General features: G+C 35.7%; 15 protein-coding genes and 2 pseudogenes. 11 read left to right on the top strand and 6 right to left on the bottom strand.

Annotated elements, in window-relative coordinates:
* Nucleotides 1-86 precede the first annotated feature (86 nt).
* Complete coding sequence (locus FJR38_RS24820; protein WP_168540046.1) at nucleotides 87-326, bottom strand: hypothetical protein; 240 nt, start codon at nucleotides 324-326, stop codon at nucleotides 87-89.
* A gap of 112 nt (nucleotides 327-438) precedes the next feature.
* Between FJR38_RS24820 and FJR38_RS24815 the strand changes: the two genes are divergently transcribed.
* Entirely contained in the window at nucleotides 439-990 is a 552-nt protein-coding gene (locus FJR38_RS24815; protein ID WP_168540044.1) for a transposase, read from the top strand.
* A gap of 384 nt (nucleotides 991-1,374) precedes the next feature.
* On the opposite strand, the gene FJR38_RS24810 is transcribed toward FJR38_RS24815, so the two are convergent.
* Both FJR38_RS24810 and FJR38_RS24805 read right to left on the bottom strand, forming a co-directional pair.
* A complete protein-coding gene (locus FJR38_RS24810; RefSeq protein WP_168540042.1) occupies nucleotides 1,375-2,091 on the bottom strand; it encodes a DUF3800 domain-containing protein in 717 nt (238 codons plus the stop codon).
* A 544-nt stretch (nucleotides 2,092-2,635) separates the two neighbouring features.
* On the bottom strand, nucleotides 2,636-4,093 hold the full coding sequence (locus tag FJR38_RS24805; protein WP_168540040.1) for a site-specific integrase: 1,458 nt from the start codon (nucleotides 4,091-4,093) through the stop codon (nucleotides 2,636-2,638).
* A gap of 116 nt (nucleotides 4,094-4,209) precedes the next feature.
* On the opposite strand from FJR38_RS24805, the pseudogene FJR38_RS24800 reads away from it, so the two are divergent.
* Nucleotides 4,210-5,310 (top strand): annotated as a pseudogene (locus FJR38_RS24800) (nickel-dependent hydrogenase large subunit); the annotation flags it as partial.
* Between the two features lie 227 nt (nucleotides 5,311-5,537).
* On the top strand, nucleotides 5,538-5,960 hold the full coding sequence (locus FJR38_RS24795) for a hypothetical protein (protein WP_168497433.1): 423 nt from the start codon (nucleotides 5,538-5,540) through the stop codon (nucleotides 5,958-5,960).
* Nucleotides 5,961-6,087: 127 nt separating this feature from the next.
* Here the strand turns inward: FJR38_RS24795 and FJR38_RS24790 are convergent, their stop codons facing one another.
* The 3 genes from FJR38_RS24790 to FJR38_RS24780 form a co-directional block, all read right to left on the bottom strand.
* Nucleotides 6,088-6,375 (bottom strand): hypothetical protein, encoded by a 288-nt coding sequence (locus FJR38_RS24790; RefSeq protein ID WP_254449555.1) that lies wholly within the window; start codon nucleotides 6,373-6,375, stop codon nucleotides 6,088-6,090.
* A gap of 87 nt (nucleotides 6,376-6,462) precedes the next feature.
* A complete protein-coding gene (locus FJR38_RS24785) occupies nucleotides 6,463-6,630 on the bottom strand; it encodes an HNH endonuclease (RefSeq protein ID WP_371418288.1) in 168 nt (55 codons plus the stop codon).
* Nucleotide 6,631: 1 nt separating this feature from the next.
* Nucleotides 6,632-6,892 carry a hypothetical protein gene (locus tag FJR38_RS24780; RefSeq protein WP_168497429.1) on the bottom strand — a complete coding sequence of 87 codons (261 nt, stop codon included), beginning with the start codon at nucleotides 6,890-6,892 and terminating at the stop codon, nucleotides 6,632-6,634.
* Between the two features lie 335 nt (nucleotides 6,893-7,227).
* On the opposite strand from FJR38_RS24780, the gene FJR38_RS24775 reads away from it, so the two are divergent.
* The 8 genes and pseudogenes from FJR38_RS24775 to FJR38_RS24740 all read left to right on the top strand — a co-directional run bounded on the left by FJR38_RS24775 (nucleotide 7,228) and on the right by FJR38_RS24740 (nucleotide 14,822).
* Entirely contained in the window at nucleotides 7,228-7,437 is a 210-nt protein-coding gene (locus tag FJR38_RS24775) for a hypothetical protein (protein WP_168497427.1), read from the top strand.
* A gap of 287 nt (nucleotides 7,438-7,724) precedes the next feature.
* Entirely contained in the window at nucleotides 7,725-8,885 is a 1,161-nt protein-coding gene (locus FJR38_RS24770; RefSeq protein ID WP_168540038.1) for a hypothetical protein, read from the top strand.
* Nucleotides 8,886-8,924: 39 nt separating this feature from the next.
* Nucleotides 8,925-11,277, top strand: a pseudogene (gene hypF / locus FJR38_RS24765) (carbamoyltransferase HypF).
* A 60-nt stretch (nucleotides 11,278-11,337) separates the two neighbouring features.
* Nucleotides 11,338-11,586: a HypC/HybG/HupF family hydrogenase formation chaperone gene (locus tag FJR38_RS24760; RefSeq protein ID WP_168540036.1), complete on the top strand. Its 249-nt coding sequence runs from the start codon at nucleotides 11,338-11,340 to the stop codon at nucleotides 11,584-11,586.
* A 48-nt stretch (nucleotides 11,587-11,634) separates the two neighbouring features.
* Nucleotides 11,635-12,786 (top strand): hydrogenase formation protein HypD, encoded by a 1,152-nt coding sequence (gene hypD, locus FJR38_RS24755; protein WP_168540034.1) that lies wholly within the window; start codon nucleotides 11,635-11,637, stop codon nucleotides 12,784-12,786.
* Nucleotides 12,787-12,810: 24 nt separating this feature from the next.
* Nucleotides 12,811-13,083: a 4-oxalocrotonate tautomerase family protein gene (locus tag FJR38_RS24750; protein WP_168540032.1), complete on the top strand. Its 273-nt coding sequence runs from the start codon at nucleotides 12,811-12,813 to the stop codon at nucleotides 13,081-13,083.
* Between the two features lie 68 nt (nucleotides 13,084-13,151).
* Nucleotides 13,152-14,246, top strand: a complete 1,095-nt coding sequence (gene hypE, locus FJR38_RS24745) for a hydrogenase expression/formation protein HypE (RefSeq protein ID WP_168540030.1) — start codon at nucleotides 13,152-13,154, stop codon at nucleotides 14,244-14,246.
* Nucleotides 14,247-14,429: 183 nt separating this feature from the next.
* The gene (locus tag FJR38_RS24740) at nucleotides 14,430-14,822 is read left to right on the top strand and encodes a hypothetical protein (protein WP_254449554.1); all 393 of its coding nucleotides are present in this window, start codon (nucleotides 14,430-14,432) and stop codon (nucleotides 14,820-14,822) included.
* Nucleotides 14,823-14,843: the final 21 nt, after the last annotated feature.

Here is a 14,843-nt window from a genome sequence, read left to right as displayed (position 1 = left end):
GCTGATTTAGCTAAATCTTTGAAATCGTTTTGGCGGCTATATGAACTGCATCGTTTTTATTGGCAAGAGCTAACCAAAAGCCTGTATCAACTATGATCATATTTTTGGTTAAGTTCACGGTCTAAGTAGTTTTTATAGTTTTTTGAGAGGTCTGTTTCAGCTTCTATGCAACCGATAAAGTCTGACCAGTCTTGCAAGGAATTTTCTGAGGATTCATGTTGATTCAGAAGATAGCGTTTTTTCAGGACTTCTACGAGTTCCACTATGATTTGTTGTGCATCGGGAGGAAGAGACGCAATATCTTGTTGAATTGTATCTAAGTTCATAATCTCATCCTGCTGTTTCCCTGATTATAGTTTAGCGAGAAATGTTCTTACCCAAGCAATGTGACAATACAATAAATAATTTAAAAATTAATTTCACCTATACTAACTTCCTATGCCTAATTATAGAAGACCTAATGTTTCTGGAGGTACATATTTCATCACACAAGTCACTTATCAAAGAGAATCTTGGCTCTGTACTGATATAGGGAGAAAATCTCTCCGAGAAGCAATAGAAAAAGTAAAGGAAAAATATCCTTTTTGTATTGATGCTTTTGTTTTATTACCTGATCATTTTCATTGTTTGTGGACTTTACCCCCTGATGATAAATATTTGTCGGTGAGATTGCGCTTAATTAAAACTTATGTTACTAAACATTATGGACAAGAATTAGGAGTTAATCGGGAGGTTTCTCAATCACGACAAAAGCGAGGAGAAAGTAATCTTTGGCAACGTCGGTTTTGGGAGCATTTAATTCGGGATGAACGGGATTTTGCGCTCCATTGTGATTATATTCATGATAATCCGGCTCGACATGGATTGTGTGAAAGTCCCCAAGATTGGCAGTATTCCAGTATTCATCGGTTTATCGCTCAGGGAATTTATCCACCAGATTGGGGTAAAGATGGCAGAAAGGAAAAACCTCAAGGATATTGGGACGATTAGTAGGGTGTGTTAGCGACAGCGTAACGCACCGAAAATCAGTAAATAATCATAAATATGGTGCGTTACACTCCGTTAACGCACCCTACAAGATATGCGATCACACTATACAACATAAGGTTTTCAGACACATATTGCGTAATTCCCATAAAATAACCAAGACATACACCACAAATCAAAAACTGTGTTACTATGAATATGTAACTTGTAACTTGTAGATTATGACAAGGTATCCCGAACTGCACGGGAAGTTATGGCAAGGTTGAAATACCCTGCGCCTGTCACATATAATCTCAACTTTCAGAAAAACTATGGGTTTTCTATAAACCTATGCAAATCAAGGCCCGCAGCTTTATTAGCTGTGGGCTTACTATTTTAATGGTTTTTCTAGTTTTCAGGAATTTCCACTAAATGAATTTTTTCCTGGAGAATATCAAAAGCTTTGAGAAATGCAAAATCACGATGACTTTCCTGTATATTTTGTGTCTTTAAACTAATCAAATAAGCGACATAATCTGCTAATTGTAAACCTACATAAGATTTTGAAGTACCGAACCAGGGTTGTTCTACAAAATTACAGTCATATTGAAGAGAGTTAAGCCACTCTATATAATCTTTAACTAAGCGATCATCTTGTATACTGCTCCTATGTGTTGACCGTGAGTCTAAAAATAAAATTCCACTTTCATTGGATGATTTCAGAAAACTATCTAAGTGATTTAATAAGTTTTGGAAAGCAAAGCGGTAAAGGTTTACGTCATATCTCATTTCTTCTCTATTTTCAAATAGTATTTTTTTGTTAACTATAATAGAAATTATATTAAATGGTAATTGATTTACAGTTTCCGATATACTTGAAAATGTACGTACGCGATCTTCAAGTTGCCAATTTTTAAAGACTGCCTTACCTTTGCAAAGTTCATTACCTTTTAACTCCCACTCTTCAGCTTTTTTCTCTTTTATTATATTTTGTTTTAGCTGAATAATTTTCTCATGGCTTTTTTTGTAATCTGTTGCATGGATAGCGATACTAGAGAAAACAAAATAATTTGTGTTATTGTCTTGTGAACCCGTTCCACTTTCATCAATATAAAATAGATACATACTACTTTTTACTGGGGTAAAATACCTAAAACATCTATGAGTAAAAGTATTTTACGCGATTTATGTAAAGATTAAAACATATTTTTAATTCTGATTCAGATAGTTAACTCCTACGGTTCTTCGGTTCTTTTTATGGAAAACCTGGTTCAAAACCAATATGGTGCGTTAACGGAGTGTAACGCACCTGACAAGATCGGCAATCGTACTAGAAAGATTGTCTTCTCTGAGAAGTTCCCTATTGATCAAGCTAGATGTTGTTGTCTTCTTCAGAAGCCTGTGATTTTTGACACTTCTCCATGTATTGCTGGTAAGCCTGTGAGCCGCCGTATGTCTCAAAGTATCGTATAACTCGCTCCAAAGAAACATAGAGATTGCCCTTACATAAAGCACATGGAAGTTGTCTTGCTTGACGACTCCCTAACTCTTGGTAAAGTTGCTCTTTTGGACTTTGCCCTGCGTCACACTCTGGGCAAGGAAATTGATTCTGGTTCATATGGACTCTAAGTGAGAAAATTAGCCTAACTGGTTATTATACAGGAATCTTCTACCCAACCGATAATCTCAACTTTTCCACCTCCAACTTCAACCTTTTATTCTCCATCTGTAGCGCCAATATTTCATTCTTCTGCAACTCAATTAAAGACTTTTGACTAATTACCTCACCAAAGGCTTTTTTCCGGTTTTCAATCCCAAACCATCTTTGATAGGTTTTTGTATGTTCATCAACAGTATGACCTAAATTATCTGCTGCGGCTTTAATTGGTATTCCCTGAAGATGCGCTCGAATCGCACAACCATGCCGTAAATCATAAGGTTGAAATTCAATTCCCACCTTTCTAAACCATCTGGATATATCTCTTCGCATCCAATTAATATTTTGTACAGAGGCAATTTTTTCAACTTTTCTTTCTAAAATATTTAATGGTTTGGGATTTTTTAAATCAAATAAATCTACCCATTTCGGTACAAAAGGAATAACTTCTCTATATCCAGTTTTGGTATTTTTATTCACCTTCCAAGTATGATCTATATTTTGGGGGGACATCCACCAATTAATATCCGGTTGTACAAATAGTTCCCTTGGTCTTAACCCATAAGTCGCCAACATTCCATATACCCAACGCCACATTTCCCAGGTGTCTATTTCATCACTAATATTTGTATTTTTGCGGTTGAGGGCGAATTTTTCAAAAAGGTCAAAAGCAGAGATTATTTTTTCATCTTCAGGAATTTCTCGATAAGCAGGAGTGACATGATCTCGTTTGACATCGAGTTGAAATCCTAAATTAAAGGTTTTAATTAAAACAGAAGTTACAGCTATTAGTTCATTTTTTTTATTACCCTGAAATGAATTAATAATTTCCTCAAAATTTTCTTTTGTGGCTAAATGGGTAAGAGTTAAATTTCTTTTAATTACAGATATATAATTAGCAAAAGTATTTTGACTAGTTATAGTTTTCTGACGGGTTTGATAATATTTTTCATCAAATGTATCTAATAATTCTCCAATTGTTTTGATCTCTTGCTTTTCTCTCGATTTAATTCCTAAATACTTCTTATTCCACTCGAAAGTATGACGAGCGATTAATTTACCCAACTCGTAACTTTCCTCAATTGCCGTTTTTAATCCCTCCAAATTTGCGGGTATTCCTAGAGATAAATCATACTGCTTTTTTGTCTTACCTGAACTGATATCTCCTGGTTTTAAAGGTAAGGTAGCGCGTAATTGGAGAGAATTGCCAGTTTGTTTAATACTAACTCTTATTCTCTCCCTTTTTAAATTAGTATTGGCTTCGACTAACTTCTGTTCAAAAACTGCTTGATACTGTAATTCCGTTGCTTTTATTTTCGCCATTGTTCCCCTATAGCTGCCGTCTGTGGTGTTCTGCGGCTCAAAATCTGCAAACATATCTGCGAACCAGTCGCTTGAGTCTGCATTTGCATATTCCTGTGTAGATGTCGCATAAGTCCCCTCGCAATTACCCTGATTTTGTCCGCTCATTCCCTAAATATTCCCTTATTTATAAACTGAAATGGTGAAAATAAAATGTTCTGACTGAGCTAAATTATCTGATAAAATAAGTTACTCAGGAACATTTACAGCATATCACCTGTTGTCATAGCAGTTATATGGTGCCTGGTGGTGTGATGTGCGCTCCCACTTTGACTGATATTACCCGCGCTTGGGGGATTCTCGAATATTTCCGCACCAATTGGTTAGAACCAGTTTGGTTAGGATGTTCTTTAGAAAGATATGAGGAAATTCAATCTTATGAAGACTTTCAAAAGTGGTTAAATGAAGATGTTAAACATCGAGAATCAGACTTAGGTTTATATTGGCGCATGGGTTTAGATATCGGTTTGGATCGATATGGTGCTGGTGTGGGTAAATATGTAACTTGGGGTTATATTCCCCATGAGGATAAATATAATCATCCCACCATTGAAGGACGTAACGCTGCTGTGATTATGAAAGGCGGTGTTTATGATAGCTTCACTGATACTCATAGCTTGATTAATCAGTCTTTTATTCGGGAGAATTTAACCCATTCTTGGTATGATGAAGGTACTCACGATTGGCATCCGAGCGATCGCACAACAAACCCAATTAATAACAACGAAAAAGACTTTACTGGCGCATATTCTTGGTCAAGTGCAGTCCTCCACCAAGACTTAGGACGTTTAGAAGCCGGACCCCTAGCCCGTCAATTAGTTGCAGGGGGAAATCATGGGGAATCTTGGCAACATCATGACCCATTTATTCTGGACACATTCAAGAAAATGGGTGGTGCAAGTGTTCATCTTCGTCAATTAGGAAGAGTCCACGAAATAGTTAAACTATATCGTCAAGCTGAACGCTGTTTAAGAGAGTTCAAATTAAACGATCCTTGGTATATTAAACCAGAAGAAAAAGATGGTAAAGGTTGGGGTGCAACTGAAGCCGCTAGAGGTGCATTATGTCACTGGGTAGAAATCGAAAAAGGCAAAATTAAACAATACCAAGTTATCGCTCCCGGTACTTGGAATATCGGACCCCGTGACGGTGAAGGACAACTAGGACCGATTGAAAAAGCATTAATAGGAACACCAATTCAAGACCCTAAAGATCCGGTGGAAGTTGGTCATGTCGCCCGTTCTTTTGATTCATGTTTGGTGTGTACTGTTCACGCTCATGATGCGAAAACTGGGGAGGAATTGGCACGTTTTAGAACGGCTTAATTTTTGTGTCACGCAGAGACGCAGAGGCACAGAGAGGGAGTGAGATTTTCTATCTTTGTGTCTTTTTTTTTGCATTTTTGTGTATATCTTATAATTGTTGTTTGCAGTACAAAAGTTCCCAATTCTGTGGGTTAGTCTGGATTTTAATGAGTAATTGGTAATTCCTAAATATTATATTATGAATTATCAATTATCAATGACAAATTTACTAAAATTGGTAACTAATTGTGTCTAATTTAGAACTACATCAATATCTTCCTCAGCTTCCTGAAGCCGCACTGCAAGAATTTATAGAATGGTGTATGTTAGAGCAGTCAAGCGCCGCAGGATTAGAATTTAAACCTGATCAAAGTAAGTTAAAAAATTTAGCCTCAGCGGATTATTCTAAGCAATTAGTTGACCAATTTATGAAGGTAAGACCTGACCCAATTAGAGCGGGTTTGGTGGCTGTAATTGCTGGAAATCAAGCCGATAAACACGAATTGCCAGGATTAGCGGCTGTAGTTGATTTTGTTTCTCTTTATGTTAAGTATTTAATTCCTAAAGATGGTACTAATCCAGAAGAAGCAGATGCAATTTTAGCTAAAGCATCACAACATCAATATGAGCAACTTGTAGAAATTGCTAAAAAACATGGTGTGAATTTATAGCTTTTTAAGGTGGGCATTGCCCACCAAATAATTAATAATTTATAGTTGTAATTTGAGTTAAGAAAACTAACGTAAAATGTAAAATGGATAAATAGTGGGTTTATTTGGATCAAAACAACCTACTTTACTATTTACTCATTTTTTCTTTTCCTGCTGTTGAAGGATACTTACCAACTTCTATTAATAATTGTCTTTCTATAATCCGTTCATTTTTGTTAAAATCGAGAATACGTGATGTTACTTCACCAATATCTGTTAACGGTTGAATTACAGCTTCATTAAGTCGAAAGTGATCACCCCATAAGTCTCTACGGGGGTTAAAAAATCTTACTAATTCACCATTTTGCCAATTAATTGAACCTAAATCTGTACCTTTTTGCAGATTACAGAAAACACAAGCATAAGAGTATTCCAAGTAAAAAAATGCCCAATTGTCATTGCGAATGGAGCGGAGCGGAATGAAGCAATCTCTGGTTTTGGATCATTTATTGTTTGGAACACTCTAACAGAGATTATCCTCTGTACTTATACCACCATGTTTGACACTAATAATATGATCAACTTGACAAGATGTCGTATCTTTTTCTGAAATTAGACAATATTCACAGATATTACCAGCACGTTCCACAACTAAACGCCTTATTTCTAAATTAATGTAAGTACGAGACACCTTATTTACCCTCAACATTAATATATTTATGAGCCTTAGCCTTAGCTAATCTAATAATGTGTTCTAGAGTCAAAAAATACTCTAACTCTTCTCTATCTTCTTTTGTTAGCTCATTATTTTTAGCACCATCAATTAAATCTTCTAAACGGTTTTGTGCTGTTTCGGAAAGGTGGAAGTTAATCACACTTGCGGGAGTAGTACCAGCAGCAATAAAATCTACAATTTCGTCGTAGACTTTAATTGTTTTTACAGATGTATTCATGACGGTATCCTTTTTTATTATTCTAGTTTATAGATTGGTTTGAGGCAAGCAAACCCAACCAAAGAGATTAAGTATTTTTAGGATATGATGATTTAAGTATACCATTCATTTTGTAAATTATTATTTAGACAATAAAAGATCAAGTTTCAAGTAATTAAACTGAGTTAACTTTTAGATTATATTTAATGACTAAGTTTTAATAAGATATTGATGATTAATACCAATTTTAGAATCTTTGATGATAATATCTATTTAAAGCTTTATGGAATCTCCGCTTCATCAACATCAAATTTATGTGTTTGTAGAAATAATTACTGATTCTTCAAATCATCCCCATGAAACGTATTGCATCTTTTCTTCTCGCTACTGTGATAGCGTCTATGTCTGTGTTGGGTATTGCAGAAAATGCTGATTCTGCAACTCATAATCGCCGTCGTCAGACAACTACCCATGTTAGACGTTATCGGACTTGTACTGGCAGAAATAGTTACAGATATTATCGGGGCAAGTATTACAGATGTCGTTACAATAGACGGCATCGTTAATTCAATTATCATCGTTTAAAAGACTGGGTGGGTATTACTCACCCAGAAAAAATAATAAGTTATCTGGGAATTTAAAATTGGTAGATACCAAGTATTAGATAAATGGTTGAAAGACAGAAAAAACGCCACGCTAAAATTATCTAATGATGAAATTATTCATTATCAAAAAATTGTATTTTCTTTAACAGAAATTTTGCGACTAATAGAGGAAATTGATATAAATATTCCAGATTTTTCCATACAGTAAAAACTGGGATATTTAATAAATATTACTTCCTAAAACTACATTGCAAACTAAAAATATACTTAATTTACCCCTATCTGCTGACGGTGCAAAAATAATATTAGGAAATAATATTACACCAGAACAATTAGTAATTCCTCTTGCACCTACTCCCACAACAATGTTTGGACCCCGTGCAGCTTGTTTATTATCACCAACAGGACCATTATGGGTAGCAGATACAGGACATCATCGTTTATTAGGGTGGCGCAATTTACCCACAAAAGATCATCAACCTGCTGACTGGATAATCGGACAACCTGACTTTTATAGTGAAGGACAAAACGCCAAAGGTACACCTGGAAAATCTACATTTAGTGTCCCTACAGGTATTTGTAAATATGGTAATGGTTTAGCTGTTGCAGATGCTTGGAATCATCGCATTTTAATCTGGCATAATATCCCGAAAGATAGTCATATTCCCGCAGATTTGGTATTAGGACAAGCTAACTTTATTGATAATATACCTAACCGGGGAAGTCAACAACCTGCGGCTAATACTTTACACTGGCCTTATGGTATTTTCTGTTATAAAAATAAATTATTTGTAGCTGATACTGGAAATCGTCGGTTATTAATTTGGAATCAATTACCAATAGAAAATGGACAACCTGCGGATATCGTTTTGGGACAACCAGATATGATATCTCGTAATGAAAATGGTGGTGCTTCTCCCACTGCTTCTAGTATGCGCTGGTGTCATGATATCACTCTTTGGGAAGAGAATTTAGTTGTTACTGATGCAGGTAATAACCGGGTGATGATTTGGGAGGGAATCCCCACAGAAAATAATGCTGCTTGTGCGGTGATTTTAGGACAAAAAAACTTCAATTTTGTGGAATTAAATCAAGGGGTTTATTTCCCTATTCGGAGTAGTTTAAGTATGCCTTATGGCGTAGATATATGGAAGGATTGGTTAATAGTTGCAGATACTGCTAATTCTCGTTTGCTAGGATGGAAAAAACGAGAATCTATTTTATTATTACATGGTGCAGATGCTGATGGTGTTATGGGACAAGATAGTTTTACAAGTAAGAGTGAAAATAGGAATTTTGGATTACCAACAAGAGAAAGTTTAAATTGGTGTTATGGAATTAAGGTTTGTGATGAAATTGCGGTGATTGCTGATTCTGGAAATAATCGCGTTTTGATTTGGAAGTTTTGATGATCTCACGCAGAGACGCAGAGGCGCAAAGGAGGAAAGATGAGAATAGAAGAAGTTAGGGTTTGTGGTACTGTGCAAGGTGTGGGTTTTCGTCCTACTGTTTATCGTTTAGCGAAGGTTTTTGGGTTAAAGGGTGATGTTTATAATGATGGTGAAGGGGTGTTAATTCGTGTTTCTGGTAGTGAGGAAGAAATAACGGATTTTATTAATCAATTATATCAAGAATGTCCTCCTTTGGCAAGAATTACTGATGTGATTAGGAGTCCATATTTGGGTGAGTTTAATTTTGATGATTTTGTGATTTCTCGTAGTGTTAATAGTGTGGTGAAAACTGAAGTTTCTCCTGACGCTGCAACTTGTTCTCAATGTCAAAAGGATATTTTTGATCCTTTTAGTCGTTATTTTCGTTATCCTTTTACTAATTGTACTCATTGTGGTCCAAGGTTGAGTATTATTCGGGCTATTCCTTACGATAGAAATAACACCAGCATGGTGAATTTTTCAATGTGTGGAGAGTGTGAAAGGGAATATGAAGATGTAGCAAATCGTCGTTTTCATGCCCAACCTGTGGCTTGTTTTACTTGTGGTCCCCGTGCATGGTTAGAACGTGCTGACGGTAAACCTATGATATCTGATATGTTTTCAATGTTGGATGATGTGGATGCTGTTTGTACTTTATTACAAAATGGTGAAATTGTTGCTATTAAAGGTTTAAGTGGTATTCATTTAGCTTGTGATGCAACTTTAGAAAATGCAGTTATTAAACTCAGAAATCGCAAACGACGTGATCATAAACCTTTGGCTTTAATGGCAAGAGATATTAATATTATTTACTGAATATTGCGATATTAATGATTTAGAAAAAGAATTATTAACAAGTTCTGCTGCACCTATTGTTTTATTAAATATTAAAAATCATCATAAATTACCATCTTCTATCGCCCCAGGACAAAATACGCTGGGTTTCATGCTACCTTATACACCTTTACATCATTTAATTCTCAGACGCATGAATCGCCCCATAGTCTTAACTAGTGGTAATATTTCCGATGAACCGCAATGTATAAATAATAAAGATGCAAAAGATAAATTATCGAAAATAGCCGATTATTTTCTTTTACATAACCGCGATATTGTCAATAGAGTAGATGATTCTGTAGTCAGAGTTATTGATAATCAAATTCAAACCCTCAGACGTGCTAGGGGATATGCACCAGCACCAATTAAATTACCACCAGGATTTGAGAAAATTCCGCCAATTTTAGGAATGGGTAGCGAGTTAAAAAATACCTTTTGCTTATTACGAGAAGGTGAGGCAATTTTATCACAACATTTAGGAGATTTAGAAAACGTAGCCGCGTTCAATGGGTATCAAGAAACATTAAATTTATATTTAAACTTATTTGCACATAAACCAGAAATAATTGCTATTGATAAACATCCAGAATATCTATCATCTAAACTTGGTAAAGAACTAGCAATAGTGAATAATATTAAATTAGATGAAATTCAACATCATCACGCCCATATAGCAGCTTGTATGGCAGAAAATCAAATTCCTTTAGACTCAAAACCGATTTTAGGAATAGCTTATGATGGTTTAGGTTATGGTGAAGATGGTACATTATGGGGTGGAGAATTTCTCCTAGCAGATTATCAAAACTTTCAAAGATTAGCTACATTTAAACCTCTACCCATGATAGGAGGAAAACAAGCAATTTATCAACCTTGGAGAAATACATACTCTCAATTAATAAACTCCTTCGCATGGGAAGAAATAAAACAAAAATATAGTGATTTAGCAATTATCAAAATTCTAGAAAATAAAAATCCTCAACTACTCAATCAAATCATAGCCAAAGGTATTAATTCACCCTTAACATCATCAGTAGGGAGATTATTTGATGCAGTAGCAGCCGCAATAGGTATTTGTCCAGAAAAATGTAGTTATGAAGGACAAGCAGCCATAGAAATGGAAGCCATAGCTGATATTAATATTTTAAACAATGATAAAGAAACTCTAAATTATCCCTTTAAATTAGAAAAATTAGATAATATTTATTATATAGGTACATCTCCAACATGGACAGAAATACTCAATGATATAAAACAGCACATATCCTCATCAGAAATAGCTGCAAAATTCCATAAAAGTTTAGCCATTACCATAGCCCAAATAGTTGAAAAACTTAGACAAGAACATCAATTTAATCAAGTAGCATTAACAGGAGGAGTATTTCAGAATCGGATTTTATTACAACAAGTAAAAACACGGTTAGAAAAATTAGAAATAAAAGTCCTCACCCATAGTATATTACCCGCAAATGATGGAGGTTTATCACTAGGACAAAGCGTAATTACAGCCGCTAAATACTTAAAAAAAATAACATAAAAACCTCTGTTGTCTCTGCGCCTCTGCGTGAAATAAATCTTCAAAAAAAGGAAAAACAAAATGTGTTTAGGAATACCCGGACAAATAACAGAAATAACCAACAGAGAACATAAACTAGCTACAGTTAATATTGGAGGAGTAAAACGTCAAATAAACATAGCCTGTATAGTTGACGAACAACACCCCCCAGAAGCTTGTATAGGAGATTGGGTATTAGTCCACGTCGGTTTCGCCATGAATAGAATCAACGAACAAGAAGCCGCAGAAACATTAAAATTACTGCAAGAAATAGCCCAATCTTATACTTAAAACCTCTCTTCCTTTGCGTCTTTGCGCCTTTGCGTGAGAAATAAAAATATGAAATATGTAGATGAATTTCGTAACCCAGAAAAAGCCCAAGCCTTACAACAAGAAATAGCAAAACTCAGTCAACAAATAGATAGACATATAAAAATAATGGAAGTATGTGGTGGACATACCCATGCAATTTTTAAATACGGAATCGAAGAAATATTACCTAATAATATCGAACTAATTCATGGTCCTGGTTGTCCAGTTTGTGTAATGCCTAAAGGTAGAATAGATGATGCGATCGCCCTCAGTCAATACCCCAACATCATTTTTACCACATTTGGCGATGCAATGCGCGTACCCGGTGCAAAAACCAGCCTCTTGCAAGCTAAAGCCCAAGGTGCAGATGTTCGCATGGTTTACTCACCCTTAGACAGCCTCAAAATTGCCAAAGAGAACCCCCATAAAGAAATAGTTTTCTTCGGTTTAGGCTTTGAAACCACCGCCCCCAGTACAGCATTTACTATCCTCCAAGCAGCAGCAGAAAATATCACTAACTTTAGTATGTTTTCTAATCATGTATTAGTAATTCCCGCCTTACAAGCATTATTAGAAAATCCAGATTTAGAACTTGATGGTTTTGTTGGTCCAGGTCATGTAAGCATGGTGATAGGAACAGAACCCTACGAATTTATTTCCCAAAAATATCATAAACCTATAGTTATTTCCGGCTTTGAACCATTAGACATCTTCCAATCAATTTGGATGTTATTAAAACAGATAGTAGAAAATCGTTGTCAAGTTGAAAATCAATATAACCGATTAGTAGAACCAGCCGGAAATAAAAACGCACTAGCAGCCATGAATCAAGTTTTTGTAGTCCGAGAAAAATTTGCATGGCGAGGTTTAGGAGAAATCCCCAATTCCGGTTTTAAAATCCGCGAAAAATATGCCCAATTTGATGCTGAAGCTAAATTTACAATTCCTAATTTAAAAGTAGCAGATCATAAAGCTTGTCAATGTGGAGAAATTCTCAAAGGAGTTTTAAAACCTTGGCAATGTAAAGTATTTGGAACAGCTTGTACACCAGAAACACCCATAGGAACTTGTATGGTTTCTTCCGAAGGTGCTTGTGCAGCATATTACAAATATGGGCGACTTTCAACTATGGCAAAAAGAGATAAATCAGGTGTATCTACCAAACCTTTATCAGTCTAACTTGTACAAGTTGAGGAAAATCACATGGCTTATGTAACCGTCCGCATTAGTAAGGGTAACTCCATAGAAAGAAAGCGCAAATTAGTCAAGGCTGTGACTGATGCTTTAGCCTCCACTTTAGATACTAAATCCGAATATATAACTGTTCACATTGAAGAAATTGAACGAGAAGATTTGGCAATTGGTGGCGTTTTACAATATGACAAAAACAACAATAAGCGCGAAGATAGAGATGAAAGAAAAGACAGAGATGAGAGAAAAGATAGGGACGAAAGAGATGACAGAAAAAATTGGTAAATAACTTAAAATGACAGGCATATTGCCTGTCAAAAAATCCAAAATTTATACTTATAAACCAATTTAGAATGACAATTATCCCCAATCAAAATCCACTTTTTCAAAAAATCGAACAAGTCCGTCGTCGGCAGGGAAAAGTCCGTGATACACATATTAATCTCGCACATGGTAGCGGTGGTAAAGCCATGCGTGATTTGATAGATGATGTTTTTGTTAAAACTTTTAATAATCCCATTCTTTCCCAATTAGAAGATCAAGCAACATTTGATTTAGCCAGCCTTTCTCAACATGGAAACAGATTAGCATTTACCACAGATTCCTATGTAGTAGATCCCTTATTTTTTCCTGGTTCAAATATAGGAGAACTAGCAATTAATGGCACAATTAATGATTTAGCCGTCAGTGGTGCAAAACCCTTATATCTTACCTGTAGCGTCATTTTAGAAGAAGGTTTAGCCGTAGAAACATTACGCCGTGTAGTTTCAAGTATGCAGAAAGCAGCCCAAAAAGCCGGAGTGCAAATAGTCACAGGAGACACAAAAGTTGTTAATCGTGGTTGTGCAGACAAACTATTTATTAACACTGCGGGAATTGGCATAATTCCCCCAAATATTGATATTTCTCCCCGCAATATTCAACCGGGAGACGTAGTAATTATAAACGGTGAAATTGGAAATCATGGAACAGCAATATTAATTGCTAGAGGAGAATTAGCATTAGAAACAGATATAGAAAGTGACTGTCAACCATTGCATGAATTAGTCGCCGAAATTATTAAAATTTGTCCTCAAATTCACGCCATGCGAGACGCAACCAGAGGCGGTTTAGCCACAGTATTAAATGAATTTGCCCTTACGGCTAACGTAGGAATAAGCATCAATGAAAACGCCATTCCTATTAGAGAAGAAGTAAATGGAGTATGTGAAATATTAGGTTTAGATCCCTTATATCTAGCTAACGAAGGTAAATTAGTCATAGTTGCCCCTCCAGAAAAAGCAGATTTAATTTTAGCAACAATGCAAAATCATCCAACCGGAAAACAAGCATCTATCATAGGTAAAATAATTCCCACACCACCAGGAATAGTCCTCTTAAAAACCGCCTTTGGTGCAGAAAGAATAGTTGATATGATAGTAGGAGATCAACTTCCCCGAATTTGTTAAAAATACCTCATTTTTCTTATTTAAGTAGGTTGGGTTGACGCAAGGAAACCCAACATTTTCGAGGCTTTGTTGGGTTGCGCTATCGCGTAACCCAACCTACAATTTTCGTATCGGCTCAATAAGTAGGGGTAACAGAGGAAAATAAGTGCAACGAGGTACACACAGTGTCATAGAATGGGAGACATGACACAAAAAATTATTGAGAGTGACAAATCAATATCAGATTTACTGCAAACCATCGAGCCAAAAGGGATTGCAGACGAATCAATGCGTCATACAGTAGAGATATTACTAAACCTAATAGAGCAATTACAATTAAAAGTCAAAAGCTTAGAGTCAGAGAATCAACGGTTAAAAGATGAAAACAACCGATTGAAGGGAGAACAAGGTCAACCAGACATAAAAGCCAAGAACAAGAAAGGGTTTGAAAATAAGCACTCATCAGAACAAGAAAGAAAGACCCCAAAACAGCACTCCAAGGGCAGTAAAAATCAAACAATTAAAATAGACAGAGAAAAAATCCTAGAATACCCCCCAAGACAAACTACCAGCAGACGCACAGTTCAAAGGGTATGAAGAAGTAATCGTTCAAGACAT

It is taken from the genome of Anabaena sp. UHCC 0253 (assembly GCF_009712085.1).
Taxonomy (GTDB): Bacteria; Cyanobacteriota; Cyanobacteriia; order Cyanobacteriales; family Nostocaceae; genus Dolichospermum.
This window is presented reverse-complemented; position numbering and strand designations above follow the sequence as displayed.